Raw genomic sequence first — 19,159 nt, 5'->3', positions numbered from 1 at the left:
AGTGGATCCGTTGGGTAAATGCACGCTTGGATGCGGTTGCAGGCGCTCCACGGCGAGACCAGAATTTCCGGTGGCGATTGACGGCCTGCGGCTCTCGCGCAGCGGTCAAGAGTAGAAGCCAAGTGGAACAGCACATCCCGTCATCAACGTCAAGAAAATCATCGAATACAAGATCTGCAGTCCTCTATTTCTCATTTAGTTTCCTTCTCCGAGTAAAGGTAGTCATACGCCTCACGGTGTCAGAGACGCGTCAGGATTTGTGGGTTTGAGCGATGAATCGCACGTGATTCGATCTTGGCCGGAGGGTGTCGAGGCTCCCTGAAGGTAGTTCGGGCGCTTGGATGCCGCAAAACTGGATCCTCTGATTCCGGGTGGATAAGGCTTGCTGAGATCGATTCCATAAACCATTGGATACTCGCGCACATATGCTTCAGACTCGTCTGCGTAGTCGCTCTTGGCTACAAAGAGTCTTCCACCCACGACCGCGAATGTGTATCTCTTGGAATTTTCGAACGACTCAAAGCTATTCGTCGCGTAAGACCTCGCCTGAAATGTCACTCCTCCATCTGTCGAGTACCAGAAGGGAACCACGCAGCCCTTTTCACCATTTCCGCAGATCAGATGCGGTGGATACGCCAACGGTAGGACAATATTCATACCGGTTGGGTCTGCGTTGATAATGCGTCCCTGAAAATTCTCGAAAAGACCTCGACCCAGATATTTTCGGATCCCTGCACGCGTATCGTTGTAGTAGCTTTCCCCATGATTGCAGTCCCGATAGCGCTCCAGCGTCACAAACCGGTGATCATCGATCCGATAGATCACCTGCGGCGGTGAGTCGTATGGCAGCGTCTCCAGCTTCGAACTCATGAAATCGCCCAATCCAAAGACGGGTCGCGCCGGCGGTTGGACCGCACAACCCTGCAGCAGAGCAAGCACTGCAATCACTGCCACTCTATTTCTCATCTTGACTGGCTTCGCGGCTGTCTTCATATCCAATCGTCTTATTGCATCAACGGTGCATCGGGATTCGTTGGTTTGAGCGATGAATCGCACGTGATTCGATCTTGGCCGGATGGTGTCGAAATGCCTCGTAGAAACTGAGGGTGTTTCGAGGCAGCAAAGCTGCCCCCCGTAACACCAGGCGGGTATGGGCGATTCAAACTGACACTAGGCACCATTGGATATTCCAATACATACTCATCATTTCCCGCAGTTTTCTCAGCAATATAGAGCCTTGACTTCGTTGCAGCAAACGTATAACTCATGGAATCATCAAATGGATTGAAATTGTGATCCGCGTAACTTTTAGTGAGAAATGTTCTTCCACCATCAGTTGAATACCAGAAGGGAACCACGCAGCCCTTTTCACCATTTCCACAGATCAGATGCGGTGGATACGCCAACGGTAGGACAATATTCATACCGGTTGGGTCTGCGTTGATAATGCGGCCCTGAAAATTCTCGAAAAGACCTCGACCCAGATATTTTCGGATCCCTGCACGCGTATCGTTGTAATAGCTTTCTCCATGATTGCAGTCCCGATAGCGCTCCAGCGTCACAAACCGGTGATCATCGATTCGATAGATCACCTGCGGCGGTGAGTCGTATGGCAGCGTCTCCAGCTTCGAACTCATGAAATCGCCCAATCCAAAGACGGGTCGCGCCGGCGGTTGGACCGTACAACCCTGCAGCAGAGCAAGCACTGCCACTCTATTTCTCATCTTGACTGGCTTCGCGGCTGTCTTCATATCCAATCGTCTTATTGCATCAACGGTGCGTCGGGGTTCGTCGGTTTGAGCGATGAATCGCAAATGATTCGATCTTGGCCGGATGGCGTACGAAGACCATCTGGCATCAATTTCTTCCTGGATTGCCATGCGCTATCCGCATGAAAACCAGGTGGATAGGGTCCACCAACGTTGATACCCGGGATGAGCGGATACTGTTTTACTTGCAGGTCGTAGTCCGGCAGATCCCTCCGATATTGATACTTTACGGCGACGAACAACTTGTCCTTGGTAGCCGCGAACGTGTATTTCTTCGAGTCATCGAACGGTCTAAAGCTATGATCTGCGTAATCCTCGACAAGAAATGTTCGCCCACCGTCGGTTGAGTACAAGAAAGGCACCACGCAACCTTTCTCGCCATTTCCGCAAAATGCTCGCGGCGGGTACGCCAGCGGCAAGACTATGTTCATCCCCGTCGGATCTGCATTGATGATGCGGCCTTGAAAATTCTCGAAGCGACCTCGGCCTAGGTACTTTCGAATACCTGTACGTGTATCGTTGTAGTAGCTTTCTCCGTGATTGCAGTCCCGGTAGCGTTCAAGTGTGACAAACCGGTGATCGTCGATCCGGTAGATCGTCTGCGGCGGTGAATCGTATGGCAATTCCTTGAGCGTCGAACTCCTGAAGTCGCTCAGCCTGAAGGCCGAGCGCTGTGGCTGCTGCGTTGCGCAGCCCTGCATCAGCACAATCGAGACAACCACCGTCACTCGGCATATCATCGCAACTATCTTCTTATCCATTCTTCTTATTGCACCAACGGTGCATCGGGATTCGTTGGCTTTAGCGATGAATCGCACGTGATTCGATCTTGTCCGGATGGTGTCGAAATGCCTCGTAGAAACTGAGGGTGTTTCGACGCAGCAAAGCTGCCCCCCGTAGCACCAGGAGGGTATGGACGACTCAAATTAATTCCGGCGATCATCGGATATTCCACGACATATGCGTCACTTCCGGCAGACTTTTCTGCAACATATAGCTTTGTTTTTGTCACGGCGAACGTATAGTTTTTTGAATCATCGAACGGTATAAAGCTATGATCCGCGTAATCCTCGACAAGAAATGTTCGCCCACCGTCGGTTGAGTACAAGAAAGGCACCACGCAACCTTTCTCGCCATTTCCGCAAAATGCTCGCGGCGGGTACGCCAGCGGCAGGACGATGTTCATCCCGGTTGGATCCGCATTGATGATGCGGCCTTGAAAATTCTCGAAGCGACCTCGGCCCAGGTACTTTCGAATACCCGTACGTGTATCGTTGTAGTAGCTTTCTCCGTGATTGCAGTCCCGGTAGCGTTCAAGTGTGACAAACCGGTGATCGTCGATCCGGTAGATCGTCTGCGGCGGTGAATCGTATGGCAATTCCTTGAGCGTCGAACTCCTGAAGTCGCTCAGCCTGAAGGCCGAGCGCTGTGGCTGCTGCGTTGCGCAGCCCGATGTCAATACGACCAGCGTTAGTACAACCGCGAGAGACTTCATGCCGATCCCCCATACTGCTGCCGAGCGAGACGCTCACCGTCCGTCCTGCTTTGCTCCTCGGCCACCGTGTCCCAATCAATGAGGGCGGGCTTGACGACGGCTTCAGGCATACCGCTCTCGAGGTACGGATCCGTACCCTGCGTCCAGTCAGCCAGTTTCATCAAGGACGTCCAGAAGGATGGCATTTCATAAGAGTCACAGAATCCGACGGGAAGATCGTAGGCCGCGACGCGTGCCATAAATGCCTGATGCTGAGGCAGCGTGCTGTGGTTCGTTGGCTCGGCCCTGTAAGTGTCGAGGCGCTCGAGCATTTCGTCCTGGCTTTCAAGCCGGGTCCCGCGCCTGGACGTGTAAATATCCTCCGTCGACACGTTCAGCTTGGGTTCATAGAGTGATCGATTGAAGCGGTAGTCCTTGTCGGCATAGCTACCGGTGTCAGGGTCATTCGGATCCACTTTCCACTCTCCCATCTGAGGAGCTTCTTCACGAGACTCTTCAAAGATCCTCATCTCCTCAGCCGTGACCGGCTGCGGCACCCGCTCGGCATTGATCGTGACCGTCTTGTCGGGATGCGGAACCGCCCAAAGCGTCAAGAGAGGGGGAATGATGTTCCGGTTGCCGTTCCAGAAGTCGGTCGGCTTTGCACCAGGAACCAGCTTATCTTCGGGCGTTGGCGGCAGCGTGCCGAACTTCTTTACGCCCGGCTCATCGCCAACCGGTGTGCCGCGCGCCAGCATACGCTGCTTGACGGTATCTCCAAGCTCCTTGAGCAGTTCGTCATCTACACCCTGCCAGCCGATGCTTTTCAGCGGTGCGGCGCCCATCACCCGATCATGCGGCGTGAAGTACACGTACAGTCGGCCATGATTGTCGCGCTCGTGTGTGCCGGACCGACGCTTGTTGTCAGGCCGCCAGAAGTCCATGTCTTCGGATGCACCACATTGAAGCTGCTGCATCTGTGATTCGGTCATGACACGTTTGTCCTGCTTGATTCGCAACGCAACATTCCGGAACGTATTGACGCGTGCCGCCTCGGTCGGACGATCGGGGCCGCATGCAAGGGCATCGGTGATCTTGTCGTCGAGTGCGTATGGCGAGTTCATCACGAACAGCGCATCGGGTGCACGTGTCGTGCATAGGGCAGTGGCTGCCATCGCGATCATGGTGCCCTGGCTGTGCGACATGACCGTCACGGTATCGCGCGGGCATTTGTTTCTGATCGTATCGATCAGTTTCGCCAGTCGTTGTGCCGCGTGCGCATAGTAGTTGCGCGGTGGCGCGTCCTGAAGCTGACGATCCGCTTCCGTATTCAGCCTCTCCATATCAAAACCGAACACGTGGCGGTTGAAGCCGGTTTTGCTCCACAATTGCTGGAGGTTGTTGGTACCGTTCTGAAACGGACCGCCGCCCCAGAACCACGGCCCGGACGACACATCGCCTCCTAACCACGAACCGTTTTCACCCGTACAGTGACGGGCCCAAAAATCGGCTTCGCCCCGGTTCTGTAACGGCACACGCCATGAACGCTCTTTTCCCGAGGCTGCACTGTAACCCCAGAAGAAGCGAATTATTGGTGAGTTACCCCTACTATTTTTGTCGATGTGTCGAGGGACGATCCGATCACCTTCTCTCGTGCTATATGTATTTGGCGCCAGATCTCTCCGGTTCAGACGATAGTTGAGTCCTTCACACAGTGCTTCTTCCGCCGCGTCATACCACTCCCCCGTCGAATTGACGCCATGCACGAAAATGATTACTCCCGGCATGTGCGGCGGAATCCGGCACTCCGCACGCACCTCGAAGCTGGTCGGCGTGTGATAGGACTCCCAAAAAGGTTGCCCAAGATGATCGCGCTGCATCGGCACGACCCGCGTGGCGGCATGAAGCCGAAACGCCTCCGGAGCAGCGGCATCGTGGGCCACCCCGCCATCGGCCAACGAATTGTCCTGATCGGTCATGTATCAAGCCCCTCGCTTTTCTTCAACAGCAGCTTGAGACCTTGCGCGACATCCTGCCGGCTCAGCGAAGTCTCGCCTTTCTCGTCGGTCACGCCCTCGACGATCTGCCCATCCGCAAGCCGGATCCTGTATGCCCGGTTCGCCACCGGCCGGCCGGTGATGTGATCCGTCAGAATGAAGCGTTCGTCGTTTGGAACGCTGACCTGACCGAATTTAGGCAGCGGTAGCGACAGCGCACCCGGCCCCTCCTTCTGAATCTCGATGATCTTCAGGATCAGGCAACCGGCTCCGCCAATCTCCACATTGTCTCCCTGCACCTTGACGTAAGCCGACCCACCTCCACTCAGGACGACGCCATTGGCGGCATTCACGGTCGCGGCGCCATCGGCGCTCGTGATTCGCATGTCCTTCTGAGCGACCAGTTCCATCGCGTCCGATTGCGCCTGAATCTGCACCTTCCCCCGCGCCGCATGGAGCTTCGCTCCCATCTTGTGAGCAAACAACGACAGTACTTCCCCGGCCGCGATCGCGACATTCCCGATCGCGCTCACGCTGAACCTGGCCGCCGTCGCCACACTCACATCCTTGCCCGCCGACACCATCACGCGATCCGGTGTCGCCATGCCGATGCCGTCCGGCGCCGACAAAGCGATGACCGCCTTCTTCAATCCCGTCAGCTCATCTTTCAACCATGCGTTTTCGGCCCTCAGGTCCGCGATTTCCGCCTTCGCCACCGCGGCGGCCTCAGCCAGCCCGCCGACCTGTGCCTGCGTGAACTGAAACTGGTTTGCCACGGGCCGCATGTCCGTCTGTTCGCCACGCGCCCGCTCCTGCATGTCGGCCGATACGAGTACGCCGCCACCTGCGCGCACATGACCACGCATGTCCGTACGAAGCTCGAATCCTTCGCCCCGATTCTGGTTGTCTCGATCGACTGCGTGGCCTAAATTCAACTGCGTCTTGCCGCGCTCGGTTGCGAGCTTGATATGCTCCTTGCCTTCCCGGTCTTCCATTTGCAGCGTGTTGTTCGACCGGGTCCGGATCGTATTGCGCGTCCCCCATGGATAGCCGCCGACGATCGGATCGGTATCCTCCGCCGTATGCAGCACCTGACTGATGTACGGCAGATCTGGGTTTCCCCACAGGAACCCGACCGTCACGATCGTGCCCTCGACCAGACCGAAATGAAAACCGGCTTGCCCCGCTCCCGCGAACGGCTTTGCCAGACGCATCGGGCAACTTTCGAGCCCTGGCGTGCGCTTGTCCTTATCGGCGTGAATATGGACGATGTAGCGTCCCTGGGCGTCGAGATAAGGATTTTTCCAGCCACCGGACGAAGCCACGGTTCCGGTGATGACGCCTTCGATACGTGGCCACGCCTCTTCCTTGAGCGGAAGCCGGTAGAGCCGATCGGAAGGAGTCGCATCGAACTCGACCTGATACCCCGTCTTGCGCGATGCCCGGCATGTCACACGCACCGCGAGCAACCCATGCTTCGCATCCGGCAGTGTGCGATTCGTCAACTTCAGCACGGCCCCCGGCACAAGGTCCAGCATGTCGCAGGCGCCGCGATACTTGACCTGCTCCGCCAGCGCGGCTTCGTGCCGCAACAGCGCCTCCCGCTTTGCTTCGTCCTCGGTCAAGTAAGGCGCGCCCCATACATAGTCCTCGCCGTACGCAGTCCGATCCTCCCGAATGTCGTGCGAAGCCTCAATCGGCTGAGCCGGCTGCCGTTCGGTGTGATAGCTGCGCACGGTGTGGCGCTTCGGCACCGTCGTCGCATGCATTTCGAGCGAATGGACCGATTCGCGCCCGTCGGTCATCAAGCCGCTATGCTCGCGGTATGGAACCACCAGTGCGTCGTCCCGACGGTAATGCGTGAAATCGTCGCCGAATCTCACGTGCTCGTGTTTCTCGCCCGCATCACAAACGAACCAGATTCCCGTGCGCCGACAAAGCCGTGTAATGAACGTCAGGTCGTCTTCCCCCCACTGCATCACGAACGCATGCTTCCGGTATTCCCGATACAGCGAGATTTCGACACTCGCGAATATCTGGTTGAACTCGTGCTCCTTCAGAATCTGCCTGATGATCTCAGGCTCGCTCATGTCCAGAAAGAAGCGGCAACGGCGCGAGCCGCGCAACAGTGCAAGACGCGACTCCAGCACTATCTCGTAGGTGGATTGATCCCGATTGCTATTCAGATGTGCAAAGCCCGTCACGATGCCATGGACGCGCCGGGCTGGCTCCGGTCGACTCCAGCGGTCGCGAGGAGGAGGCTGGATCGCGAACGTGCACGGCCTGTTCAGGAATTCGATCCGAGACAGATCGTGTTCGGGATGCGTAAACTGGATCGTGAATTTCGTCGGCTCGCCCATGCCGGACGTACCCTCGAACGCGAAGATATCCGCGAGCGCGGCACGCTTCGCCTGAGGCATATCGAGACGATAGAACTGGTGAATTTCGATACCGGCGCGCGCATCGGCATCGACAAGGACATTGCTCGGGGCCAAGGATTTTCTCCTGGTCAAACATTATCGAATTGATCCCGACAAGACCTTAATCTGCAAAACTGAAAAATCAAATAGAACGAGTTCGAAAATTCAATTAAACGAATACCTGACCGTCTGACACCAATTTGCGCGTCACTCGGGCTTCGTTTCACCCCTACCAAACTGCGCCGTCACAACACCCCGCTTCCGCATCCGCTTGCCGCGAACGATCGGATTCCATCGCGACGTCAGGCTCATCGCACCTTGCAGGCCTTCGAACGCGACGTCCTCCTTCGGCCCGAATCGACTGACCGCCGGCCACGCGAGCACGTGATCGAGCCACGCCTGCCATTCATCACCATGAAAGCGCCGACCGACTTCCCGAACGGCATCCGGCGCTGCAATCACGATGCCCGCCAGCAGGTAGTAGGCCCAGAAACTGCCCGCGCCGACGAGTCGATCGAGCCTGCACACGGATAACGCCGCGAGCAGCCCGTCCACCGACGCGAGATCGGCACGATGCGTGCGGATCGCCCGCGCAACGAGGTTGTGCTGACCGCCATACGCGGCAACAGAAGTCCCGTCGCCGGCAGCAAGCGCGGCCGAGAACGTCACGAGCGCCGCCATCTCGTCGATGCGCGATGCATCGTCGCGCGGCCCGCACACGCGCAGCACGATCGCGTCGATGACGGCGCCCGGCATGGCCGACGTTTCTCCATTCGCCGCCGCGGCAACGGCCAGCCTTTCTCTCAGGTTCTTCGCGGCCGGCGTGTCGCCGTGCGCGCCCTTTTCATGTTCGGCGCATTCGCCGTCATCGCCCCCGTTGCATTCGACACCACCGGCAATCCGCTCGAGCGCAGCCCAGCCGACATCGGGATCGTCGAATGCGCACGCATCGATCACACCGTACGCAGTGTCGAACACGGCGCGCGAGCCCGGGCAGCTACGTTCGGCTTCGGCGAGTTGCTGCATCGAAGGTACATGCGAGCACGCGCCGCGCGGGTCCGTCAGATCGCATGCGCAGGCGCCACCGTCCGACGCGATCCACGGCGCGAGCCGACCAAGAATCGCGGTCGCTTCTCGGGACAAGTTCGCGCCCACCCGCATGCGTATCACGTGTGACGAGATGACGGTCGTGTTGTCGACGTCACTCGCCTCCACTGCACAAGCGGCGGCGTCGAGTCGTTCGATCAGGTACTGCAGCCACGCGGCCGTGCGCAGCCGGTCAGGCGTCGCGCCGCGGGCATCTCCATACTTTGCTGGATCGGTAAGCATGGGTCTTCCGGGAGTGTTCTGGCCAATTTGAATTTGGTTGTTTCAATCGAATCGGGCAGCGCGGCACGCCGCGCCAGCCCTGCCTGTCCACCCGGATCGGATCGCGACACGGGCGGTCAGCCGGCCGTCGCACCGATACGCGCGACGACACGATTGCATCGGGGAATGAGGCGTCGGCCATGCCTATCGCGCGGCCCTCGTGCACCAGAGGCGCCCGGCTTCACTCAGCGACGCTTACTGCACGTGGAGCTTCGGCGATGCCATCAACGTGCCGGACCACACGCAGTCGGGTGTCCAAACGGCATTGTTGAACGTCAACGATGCATTCGAATCGTTCCATGCCGCCACGAGCTTGCTCGGCCCGCAAGCGCCAAGCAGCTTGAAGTCCACCTGCGCGTTGTCGATCGAAAGCTGTGTCGCGCTGTCCACCTGCCCCGTCCACGGCGACGCGCTGCTCGCGGTACTGCTGGTCGCCGGACACCAGTTCCCCCCGCTGTACTGCACCGACGTGATATTGACGATACCCGCCGGCGTAATCGTCCCGTTGAACGTCACGGAGCAGTTCGAGACGATCGACTTTTTGCTGAGCGTGGTCAGCCCCGTCGCGGAGAACGGCTCGCCGTTCGGATTCATCGGTTGGCCGTCCACGCGCGAAACGGTCACCGCAAAAGCAGGCGCAGCCGAGACCGCAGTGAACACCGCTGCAGCAACGAGCGATGCGATTTGACGAATTTTCATCTGGATGGCCCTCTCTCTTGATATATGGCGGCCTTGCACGAGAAACACGGCCGCTCTGCGGAACGAATCCGGCCGACGCGCCGAATCGTGCGACGGCACGGACCCATCGAAGCTGCGAATACCCGCCGCGCCTGCCGCACGGCCCTCGCACGCGGCGGGCACCCGCTTCGATCCGCGATCGCTTATTGCACGTGGAACTTCGGCGACGTCGCGACCGTGCCGCCCACCGTGCAATCCGGCGTCAGCGTGGCGTTGTTGAACGTCAGCGACGAGTTCGGATCGCTCCACGTCGTCACGACCTTGCTCGGCCCGCAGGTACCGAGCAGCGTGACGTTCACCTTGACGTTATTGATCGTCAACTGCGTCGTGCTGTCGGCCTGCCCCGTCCACGGCGACGCGCTGCTCGCGCTGCCGTTGATCAGCCCGCACGTCGCACCGCCCGAGAACGTCGTCGACGTGATGTTGACGATGCCGGTCGACGTGATCGTGCCGTTGAAGGTCGCGTTACAGGCCGCGGCGATCTGCCCCTTGCTGAGGTTCGTGAGCCCGGTCGCGGAAAAAGGCTCGCCGTTCGGGTTCATCGGCTGACCGTCGGCCCGCGTAACGGTGACTGCGAAAGCAGGCGCGGCCGAAACCGCGGTGAAAGCCACTGCAGCAACAAGCGATACGATTTTGCGAATGCTCATTTGAACTGCCCCCTCTCTTCACAAATGGCGGCACGCCGCCAGGAACGCGACCTCCCGGCCGAAAAGGTCTGGCCAGCCGGTCGCAGGAAGCCGCCGACGCGCGTCATGCGCACCGGTCGGCTCAGAACTTGTAGGAAATCCCGACGAACGTGATCAGCGGGTCAGCCTTCAGCCGCGTGCGCGTGGTGGCCAGCGTCGAGCCGTCGGCCGCCTTGATCACGAGCGACGAGTAGGTCTTCAGCGGCATGTAGGTCAGCGTCGCCGTGAGCCCCCAGTGCTTGTCGATCGCATAGCTCGCACCGACGTTGTAGACCGGCGTGAACGACGACGACGCCTTGCCCTCCACCGACGTCGGTCCCGGCTTGCCGGCACCGGCCGCAAGCACGCTGCCGAGGTTCTCGTTGATGTCCTTCGCGAAGTTGCCGTTCAGCTCGATGTTGCTGAACCAGCTGTAGGCCACGCCGATCCCGACGAACGGCCGGAACCGCGCGGTCGACGAGTTGAAGTAGTACTGCAGAATGATCGTCGGGCTCCACTGCCGCGCGTTCTTCACCGCCGGCTGGTTCGCCGGGTTGTCCATGTTGACGCTGCCGAGCGCACCGGCCGGGCCGGGCGGCCGGATCGTGCCGTGCCCGGTCAGCGTGAACTCGGGCGGCACGCCGAGCACCGACGTCACCGCGATGTGGTCGGTGAAGAAGTGCGTCAGCGTGAGGCCGACGGTATCCGCGTTATTGACCGTCAGGCTCGTGCCCGGCGACGTGAACGACCCGGGCAGGCGCAGCGGCCCGTTGATCGGCATGCCGGCCAGATTCGTCGTCAGCCCGTTGGTCGAATCCTGCGGCATGATGTGCAGCCAGCCCAGCGTCGCGACGTTGTCGCCCGCCTGCTGGGCCGATGCGAGCGTCGACACGCCTGCGACGACACCCGCGACTATCAGCTTCTTCATGAAGTCTCCCCTCATTCTGTCCGGGCGCCGCGCATCCGCGCGCGGCGCCACCGTGTCTCCATCCAGGCGTGCGTCACTGCACGAATGCGCCGACCGTGAAGTACGGGTTGCTCGTATCGTTCATGTCGAGGAACCCGAATACGCCGCCGGTGAACACGAACTTGCCGGTCGCCGGCCCCGACGCCGCATCCGCATGCACGGTCGTCACGACACCCGGCACCTTCTGCGTGTAGTCGAGGTTCAGCGCACGCGTGAGCGCGGCCTGCGACGCATTGAACGGATCGAGCAGCGTGGCCTGCGCGCCGACGAGCGCGGTCGCGCGGTAGTTGAACGCGCTGTCGACACCCGTGTACTCGCCGTTCTGCGAGCCTTGCGCGATCGCCGTCTGCGGGCTCAGGAACGAGATGCCCGATTCGTCGTCCGCGCTCGGCGGGCCTTGCGTGAGGTCCGCGTTGGCCGCGCCCGTACGGATGAAGATCGGCACGAGCTGGTTGCGCAGCTTGCCGACGATCAGGATCCCCTTGCCGGCCTTCGCCGGATCGACCGCCGCGAGCGTCGGCGGAATCTGCGGCAAGTAGTTGAGCGACTGGAACGCCGGCGCATCGGGCCGCAGCGTGAACGGCTGGTTCACGGTCGCGCTCGATGCAAGCGGCTGCCCGCCGTTCTTCTTGCCGAAGTTGTCGGTCTCGACGTAGCTGCCGTCCGCGTTGATCGTCACCTGCTGGTCGAGCGCCACCGGCTGGAAGCTCTGCGACGGCACCTGGTGATAGCCGAGCTGGTTGTACTTGCCGGCGATCTTCGTCAGGTCGGTTTCCAGCGACGAGAAACTGATGAACGGGTAGTACGGGAACGTCGTCTTCGTGATCTTGCCGACGCCGATCACGCCGTCGAACTGAATCGTCGCGCCGGGAATCGCGCCGCCCAGCACACCTTCGCCGAGGAACAGCCGCGCGGGCCGGTTCGGGTCGAGGCTCGCGTTCTGCATCCGGAACGTGCACTGGTTCAGCTTCACGGTCGGCAGCCCCGTTTCGTCGGCGAGCGTGCCGTCGACCACGTTGGCCGGCGCCGTGTCGCGGGTCGGCTGCACGGTGCCCGTGGTGGTCGGCACCGGCGATGCGAGATACGTCATCCGGTACGTCATCTTCGTCGTGTCGAGCTGCACCTTCACGAGCTCGCCCGATCCCGACCCGCCGATGAACACCGTGTTGTAGTCGATCGTCTGCGGGCACAGCCGGACTACCGGTGCGGGCGGCGGGTCGCCGTCGCCGCCGCAGGCGGCCAGCACGGGTGCGAGCGACGCCGCGGCCATCCATTGCTTCAAATTCATAGGAATCCTCTTGAAATTCGATTCGCCGGCGGCGACGCATGCGCCGCCGGTGTTACGTGTTCAATGCAGGGTTACTGGACGAACGCGCCGACCGTGAAGAACGGGTTGACCTGGCTGTTGTTGACGACCATCGCGTAGACGTTGCCGGCCGTCACGATCCAGCCCGTATCGCCCTTCTTGAAGATCGCCACGTTGCCGCTCGCACCCTTCGCGTTGAAGTCCTGCGAGGCCGTGACCTTGATCTTGCCGGGCGTGGCCTGCGTATAGTCGAGCGCGAACTGCGAGGTCACCGACGACGTCTGCGGATCAATGAACGCCGCGGTATTGCCCTGGAACAGCGTCGACGTATAGTTCGCGGCCATCGTCGACACGGCAGTGCCGTCGTTACAGGTTCCGGCTTCCGTCAGGAAGGTGCCATTGACGAACTTGCCAGGCAGATCCGGGTGCGGCACGTTTGGATTGAAGCTCGGGCCTGCCGACGGGAAGAAGCTCGCCGTGCCGGGAGACGTCACGATGCCGCATGCGGATGCGCTGGTCGCGCCGATGTAACCGCCCTTCAGCGAATTGGCGGCAATCGCGGTGGCTGACGACAGCATCGAGATCCCGACTTCGGCATCGGCGACCGACGCGAGCGGATTGGCCGGATCGACATACGTGTAGCCGACACGGATCACGACCGGTATCCGTACGCCGTTCAGCTTGCCGACGATCATGATGCCTTTGGCCTGACTCGACGCAAGGAGGATGAGCGACGACCCCTGCCCCGCGATCGGATACGAGGCCACGCCAAACGCATTCGGCAGCCCGTTGCTCACGAACACGTTGTCGGCCGACCCGTCCGCATTCTTGCGCAGCGTCCAGGGAGTCCCGGTCGTCTGACACGAGTAGTCGCTGCCTTGCGTGATCGTGCACGAACCGTCCGCATTGAGCGTCTGGTTCCAGTTGACGACGTCCGGCTCCCAGCCGATTGGCCCCAGCGCGCTCTGCCCACCCCCGCCGATCGGCGACAGATGGATGCCTACCTCGTTGTAATTGCCCGCGACCTTCGAAAAGTCGGTTTCCGTTTCGATGAAGCCGATGAACGGGTAGAAATCGAACGTCCGCGACGGCACGTAGCCGATGGGCGTGGGGGCCCCGAGGTCGATACCCTTGTACGCAATCGTCGCCCCCGGAATCCCGCCACCCACCACGCCATTGCCGACGAACAGCATCGGCGGATCGGCACGGTTGATCGTCACCGCGTACGCGCCGTCGCTCGTCGCGCCGCTGTCGAGCACGAATGCGCAGCGGTTCTGCTCGGCGGTCGGGAGCGTGGTCGGATGATGGAATGCGCCGCTGATCGTCAGGCCCGCGCGCGTGTTGTTGACTTGCCCCGCCGACGTCGGCACCGACGATTCGAGGAACTGCATCTGATAGGTGAGCTTCGTGGTGTCGAATTTCACCTTCACGTACTCGCCGCTGCCTGCGCCGCCCGTATACGTCGTCGTGTAATCGAGCGCGTCCGGACACAGCTTCGTCACGACGGGCGGCGTCGTTTCGGCCCCGCTCGGCCCGCATGCGCTGCCCGAGCACTGCGGCACGTTGATCGGCCCCGGATCGTCGCCGCCGCCGCAACCGGCGACGAACGGCAGCGCCAGTACCGCGCACGACAGAATCGCTTTCCGCCATTCAGGAATGCAAATCATCAACCCCTCCTTTTCAGGTACGACAAGTCTCGTCCGGACAGGCTGCATGGCCCGCCGGTTGGTATCGCGCCGCGGCACGGACGCGCGGCGCATGACGGTGCGCGCAAGCCGGCCGCGATGCCGGTCAGGCACATGCGGCACACGCCGCGGCGGCGGCAGACAAGCGCTCTCCCGCGGCGCCGTCATGCGGCACGGCGCCGTGAGAACGATCGAAACGGGAAGTGGTTCGCCGCTACACGGCGACAGGACAACGCAGGCACGCGATCTGCATCGCGCCTGCATTCAGCGAAAAAACGGGAAACGGCAGTCCGACTGGCCCCGCGGATAGGCGTCTCATGTATGGGTCTCCATCCGTACGCTTGATTCGTTATCGTGATGCGTCGTTTGTCGAGACTATGATCGGACGATACCCACAAGTAAATGGATGCAGAGTTCCAAACGACCGAAACCACGCAATCCTAGCGTTTACACGGTATTTGACAGATTTTCAAACAGCCTTCAATTTATTTGCTCAGACAAATACCCGGGCGGTATAACACGCGTTTGAATGGCGGCCGCCAATCCGCGCTTGGCCAAGCCAGCCGGGCCTCAGCCGGCCGCCTGCATGTTGCGGCGCAACCTTACACGTCGATGATCGCGAGCGTGCCGTGGCTGCCCGGCAGCACCGCATGAGCCACACCGGCGCGCGCGAGGTACATCTGCCCGGCCTCCACGATGATCGTCTCTCCCGCGACCTCGAGCAGCATCCGGCCGTCGAGTACCAGCAGGCCTTCGTTGTAGTCGTGCACTTCCGCTTCGTAAGCCTGCGCATCCATGCGCAGCACCTTGATCCTGGCCGGCCCGACCTCGCCGACGATCGTGGATTTCCATGCGACGGCCTGCGCCGCCGCCACGGATTTGAAATCGATCAAAGACATGCGCGCCGCTCCGTGAACGATGAAAGGAACGCATTATCGCGAGCGCCGCGCATGCCGTCCCGGTACGGCGCGACAGCCTTCGGGCGGCACAGTCGGCCGGCCGGCCGCGCCGCCACCGAGCGGAAACACGATCGCAGCCCGGTTCGCCGAAAATGGCTCAAATTGTTCACGCATCGCAAATAAAGAGTCGTGCTATTCAGCGATGCGCCATCAATTCACGCAAATCCGGCACCGGCAACCCACGCCCTTTCCACGAGAATGCATTTCCATCTACCGATTGCTAATATGGCGATCCTGCGATCCCGCACCACAACGCCGTTCGACATGACGCCCGTTCGCCATGCCGTCCCCGGTCCCGGCCGCTTCGCAGCGGCGGCGACGCCGGGCACGTGCGGCGCACGCCGTCGCGCCGGCCGGCCGTCCCATCCGTGAGCATGCAACCGATCCTTTCCGTCTCCGACCTCTCCAAGACTTACGCGTCCGGCTTCCAGGCGCTGAAGCACGTGACCCTCGACATCCGCCCCGGCGAGATCTTCGCGTTGCTCGGGCCGAACGGCGCCGGCAAGACGACGCTGATCGGCTCGATCTGCGGCATCGTCACGCCGACCGAAGGCCGCGTGACGGTCGGCGGCCACGACATCCGCGATCACTACCGCGCGGCCCGCGAAATGATCGGCCTCGTGCCGCAGGAACTGACCACGGACGCGTTCGAGACCGTGTGGGCGACCGTGTCGTTCAGCCGCGGCCTGTTCGGCAAGGCGCCCGATCCCGCGTACATCGAGAAGACGCTGAAAGCGCTGTCGCTGTGGGACAAGCGCGACAACAAGCTGATGACGCTGTCGGGCGGCATGAAGCGCCGCGTGATGATCGCGAAGGCGCTGTCGCACGAGCCGCGCATCCTGTTCCTCGACGAACCGACGGCCGGCGTCGACGTCGAGCTGCGCCGCGACATGTGGAAGCTCGTCGATTCGCTGCGCGACAACGGCGTGACGATCCTGCTGACCACGCACTACATCGAGGAAGCCGAGGAAATGGCCGACCGGATCGGCATCATCCTCGGCGGCGAGCTCGTGCTCGTCGAGGAAAAGCACGAACTGATGCGCAAGCTCGGCAAGAAGCAGCTCACCGTGCAGCTCGAGCACCCGCTCGCGGACGTGCCGCCCGCGCTCGCGCCGTTCGGTCTCGAACGCGCGGCCGACGGCGCCGCGCTCGTCTACACGTACGACTCGCAGCGCGACGACGCGAGCATCGCGAAACTGATCAACGCGCTCGGCTCGGCCGGGATCGGCTTCCGCGACCTGCACACGACGCAGAGCTCGCTCGAGGATATTTTCGTCAGCCTGATCGACAACCGCCGCAACGGCGTGCAAGGAGCCTGACGTATGAACCTGCATGGCATCCGCGCGATCTACCGCGCAGAAATGGCCCGCACGCGCCGCACGCTGATGCAGAGCATCATCGCGCCGGTGATCTCCACATCGCTGTATTTCGTGGTGTTCGGCTCCGCGATCGGCTCGCGCATCAGCGACGTGAACGGCATCGGCTACGGCTCGTTCATCGTGCCGGGCCTCGTGATGCTGTCGCTGCTGTCGCAGAGCATCTCGAACGCGTCGTTCGGCATCTACTTCCCGCGCTTCACGGGCACGATCTACGAAATCCTCTCCGCGCCCGTGTCGTACTGGGAGATCGTGATCGCGTATGTGGGCGCGGCCGCGTCGAAGTCGATCCTGCTCGGCGTGATCATCCTCGCCACGGCCGGCCTGTTCGTGCCGCTGCACATCCTGCATCCGTTCTGGATGGTGCTGTTCCTCGTGCTGACGGCGGTCACGTTCAGCCTGTTCGGCTTCGTGATCGGCATCTGGGCCGACAGCTTCGAGAAGCTGCAGCTCGTGCCGCTCCTGATCATCACGCCGCTCACGTTCCTCGGCGGCAGCTTCTACTCGGTCGACATGCTGCCGCCCGCGTGGCGCGTCGTCACGCTGTTCAACCCGATCGTCTACCTGGTCAGCGGCTTCCGCTGGTCGTTCTACGGGATCGCCGACGTGCATGTGGGTGTCAGCCTCGGCGCGACGTCGCTGTTCCTCGTGATCCTGCTGGCGATCGTCGCGTGGATGTTCCGCACCGGCTACAAGCTGAAGAATTAATTGATGCACGACGGCCGCACCCCGCGCGGCCGCCGATGACGCATTTGAGCAAGCAGGCGGCGCTTTTCCTCTGATGCGGCATTTTGTGGTCGCGTCTACTGAAGAAGAAGCATCGGGGCCGCGAAGCACGCGCTTCGCGGCCCCTTTTCATTTCAGAGGACGCCATGCCCGCCGCCACCGCTCCCGCCTCCGCCGCCGCCCGGCTCGAACGCCTGCCGTTCTCCGGCTATCACAAGCGGATCTTCTTCATCATCGCGATCGCGTTCTTCTTCGATTCGGTCGACCTCGGCACGATGACGTTCGTGCTCGGCTCGATCCGCAAGGAGTTCGGGCTGTCGACCGCGGCCGCCGGCCTCGTCGCGAGCGCGAGCTTCTTCGGGATGGTGCTCGGCGCGGCCGTCGCCGGCCTGCTCGCCGACCGCTTCGGCCGCCGGCCCGTGTTCCAGTGGAGCATGGTGCTGTGGGGCGCGGCCTCGTATCTGTGCTCGACCGCGCAGAGCGTCGACGCGCTGATCGTCTACCGCGTGCTACTCGGGATCGGGATGGGCATGGAATTCCCGGTCGCGCAGACCTTGCTGTCCGAATTCGTGCCGACCGAGAAGCGCGGCCGCCTGATCGCGCTGATGGACGGTTTCTGGCCGCTCGGCTTCATCACGGCCGGCATCGTCGCGTACTTCGTGCTGCCGCAGTTCGGCTGGCGCACCGTGTTCGCGCTGCTCGCGATTCCCGCGGTGTTCGTGCTCGTCGTGCGTCGCATCGTGCCGGAATCGCCACGCTGGCTCGAGCATGCGGGCCGGCACACGGAAGCCGACACGGTGATGCACACGATCGAGGCGAAGGTGATGCGCTCGGCCGGCGTCACGACGCTGCCGCCGCCGTCGCGGCTCGCCGAGCCGGTCGCCGCCCGCGGGCGCGGCGCGCTGCGCGAGATCTGGAGCGGCGTGTACCGCCGCCGCACGGTGATGGTGTGGCTGCTGTGGTTCTTCGCGCTGCTCGGTTTCTACGGCCTCACGTCGTGGCTCGGCGCGCTGCTGCAGCAGGCCGGCTTCGAGGTCACGAAATCGGTGTTCTACACGGTGTTGATCTCGCTCGGCGGCGTGCCGGGATTCCTGTGCGCCGCGTGGCTCGTCGAACGCTGGGGGCGCAAGCCGACCTGCATCGCGTCGCTGATCGGCGGCGGCGTGATGGCGTACGCGTACGGCCAGAGCGCGCTGTACGGCGGCAGCATGGTGCTGCTGATCGGCACCGGCCTCGCGATGCAGTTCTTCCTGTTCGGGATGTGGGCCGCGCTGTACACGTACACGCCGGAGCTGTACGGCACCGGCGCGCGCGCGACGGGCTCGGGCTTCGCGTCGGCGATCGGGCGCGTCGGCTCGTTGATCGGGCCTTACGTGGTCGGCGTCGTGCTGCCGGTGTTCGGCCAGGGCGGCGTATTCACGCTCGGCGCGCTGTCGTTCATCGCGGCCGCGCTGGCCGTGTGGACGCTCGGGATCGAGACGAAGGGCCTCGCGCTGGAACAGCTCGCGGCGGGCGACGAAGCGGGTGGCGGTGGCCGCTATGCCGCGGCGGCGGACTAGGTGTCCTGAGCGCCCGGTCAGCCTTCAGCCAGTTCTTCGTCCGGTCGACGAACGGCGACGTCGTCTGCAGCGAAACGGGCACGCTTTCCAACTTTCCGCAATCGGCCGCGAGCCTCGCGACCGTCGGCATCACGCCGTCGACGGTGAGCA

At 61.9% G+C, this 19,159-nt stretch carries 16 protein-coding genes; 3 read left to right on the top strand and 13 right to left on the bottom strand.

The annotated features are described in order from the left end of the window. Positions 1-231: 231 nt before the first annotated feature. The 13 genes from CFB43_RS20415 to CFB43_RS20355 all read right to left on the bottom strand — a co-directional run bounded on the left by CFB43_RS20415 (position 232) and on the right by CFB43_RS20355 (position 15,288). Positions 232-993 (bottom strand): T6SS immunity protein Tli3 family protein, encoded by a 762-nt coding sequence (locus CFB43_RS20415; RefSeq protein ID WP_256990083.1) that lies wholly within the window; start codon positions 991-993, stop codon positions 232-234. Between the two features lie 11 nt (positions 994-1,004). Then, positions 1,005-1,637: a T6SS immunity protein Tli3 family protein gene (locus CFB43_RS20410; protein ID WP_256990082.1), complete on the bottom strand. Its 633-nt coding sequence runs from the start codon at positions 1,635-1,637 to the stop codon at positions 1,005-1,007. Between the two features lie 125 nt (positions 1,638-1,762). Beyond that, positions 1,763-2,530, bottom strand: a complete 768-nt coding sequence (locus CFB43_RS20405) for a T6SS immunity protein Tli3 family protein (RefSeq protein WP_256990081.1) — start codon at positions 2,528-2,530, stop codon at positions 1,763-1,765. Between the two features lie 5 nt (positions 2,531-2,535). Continuing rightward, positions 2,536-3,264 carry a T6SS immunity protein Tli3 family protein gene (locus CFB43_RS20400; RefSeq protein ID WP_089496327.1) on the bottom strand — a complete coding sequence of 243 codons (729 nt, stop codon included), beginning with the start codon at positions 3,262-3,264 and terminating at the stop codon, positions 2,536-2,538. Further along, a complete protein-coding gene (locus tag CFB43_RS20395) occupies positions 3,261-5,222 on the bottom strand; it encodes a T6SS effector phospholipase Tle3 domain-containing protein (RefSeq protein WP_144023079.1) in 1,962 nt (653 codons plus the stop codon). The genes CFB43_RS20400 and CFB43_RS20395 overlap by 4 nt, the downstream gene beginning before the upstream one ends. Continuing rightward, the gene (locus tag CFB43_RS20390) at positions 5,219-7,735 is read right to left on the bottom strand and encodes a type VI secretion system Vgr family protein (RefSeq protein WP_256990080.1); all 2,517 of its coding nucleotides are present in this window, start codon (positions 7,733-7,735) and stop codon (positions 5,219-5,221) included. The genes CFB43_RS20395 and CFB43_RS20390 overlap by 4 nt, the downstream gene beginning before the upstream one ends. A gap of 132 nt (positions 7,736-7,867) precedes the next feature. After that, positions 7,868-8,989, bottom strand: a complete 1,122-nt coding sequence (locus CFB43_RS20385) for a hypothetical protein (protein ID WP_089496325.1) — start codon at positions 8,987-8,989, stop codon at positions 7,868-7,870. A 234-nt stretch (positions 8,990-9,223) separates the two neighbouring features. Then, positions 9,224-9,727, bottom strand: coding sequence for an activator protein (locus tag CFB43_RS20380; RefSeq protein ID WP_089496324.1), 504 nt, complete (start codon positions 9,725-9,727; stop codon positions 9,224-9,226). 182 nt (positions 9,728-9,909) lie between these two features. Then, entirely contained in the window at positions 9,910-10,413 is a 504-nt protein-coding gene (locus CFB43_RS20375) for an activator protein (RefSeq protein ID WP_089496323.1), read from the bottom strand. A gap of 121 nt (positions 10,414-10,534) precedes the next feature. Further along, the gene (locus CFB43_RS20370) at positions 10,535-11,359 is read right to left on the bottom strand and encodes an OmpW/AlkL family protein (protein ID WP_089496322.1); all 825 of its coding nucleotides are present in this window, start codon (positions 11,357-11,359) and stop codon (positions 10,535-10,537) included. A 73-nt stretch (positions 11,360-11,432) separates the two neighbouring features. Next, complete coding sequence (locus CFB43_RS20365) at positions 11,433-12,686, bottom strand: DUF2957 domain-containing protein (RefSeq protein ID WP_089496321.1); 1,254 nt, start codon at positions 12,684-12,686, stop codon at positions 11,433-11,435. Positions 12,687-12,757: 71 nt separating this feature from the next. Beyond that, positions 12,758-14,371, bottom strand: a complete 1,614-nt coding sequence (locus CFB43_RS20360; protein ID WP_089496320.1) for a DUF2957 domain-containing protein — start codon at positions 14,369-14,371, stop codon at positions 12,758-12,760. 620 nt (positions 14,372-14,991) lie between these two features. Continuing rightward, positions 14,992-15,288, bottom strand: coding sequence for a cupin domain-containing protein (locus CFB43_RS20355; protein WP_089496319.1), 297 nt, complete (start codon positions 15,286-15,288; stop codon positions 14,992-14,994). A 434-nt stretch (positions 15,289-15,722) separates the two neighbouring features. Between CFB43_RS20355 and CFB43_RS20345 the strand changes: the two genes are divergently transcribed. The 3 genes from CFB43_RS20345 (at position 15,723) to CFB43_RS20335 (ending at position 19,009) form a co-directional block, all read left to right on the top strand. After that, the gene (locus tag CFB43_RS20345; RefSeq protein WP_089496318.1) at positions 15,723-16,667 is read left to right on the top strand and encodes an ABC transporter ATP-binding protein; all 945 of its coding nucleotides are present in this window, start codon (positions 15,723-15,725) and stop codon (positions 16,665-16,667) included. A gap of 3 nt (positions 16,668-16,670) precedes the next feature. Continuing rightward, positions 16,671-17,432 (top strand): ABC transporter permease, encoded by a 762-nt coding sequence (locus CFB43_RS20340; RefSeq protein WP_083266168.1) that lies wholly within the window; start codon positions 16,671-16,673, stop codon positions 17,430-17,432. Between the two features lie 164 nt (positions 17,433-17,596). Then, a complete protein-coding gene (locus tag CFB43_RS20335; protein WP_089496317.1) occupies positions 17,597-19,009 on the top strand; it encodes an MFS transporter in 1,413 nt (470 codons plus the stop codon). Positions 19,010-19,159 lie beyond the last annotated feature (150 nt).

The organism is Burkholderia sp. AU15512, from assembly GCF_002223325.1.
Classification (GTDB): domain Bacteria; phylum Pseudomonadota; class Gammaproteobacteria; order Burkholderiales; family Burkholderiaceae; genus Burkholderia.
This window is presented reverse-complemented; position numbering and strand designations above follow the sequence as displayed.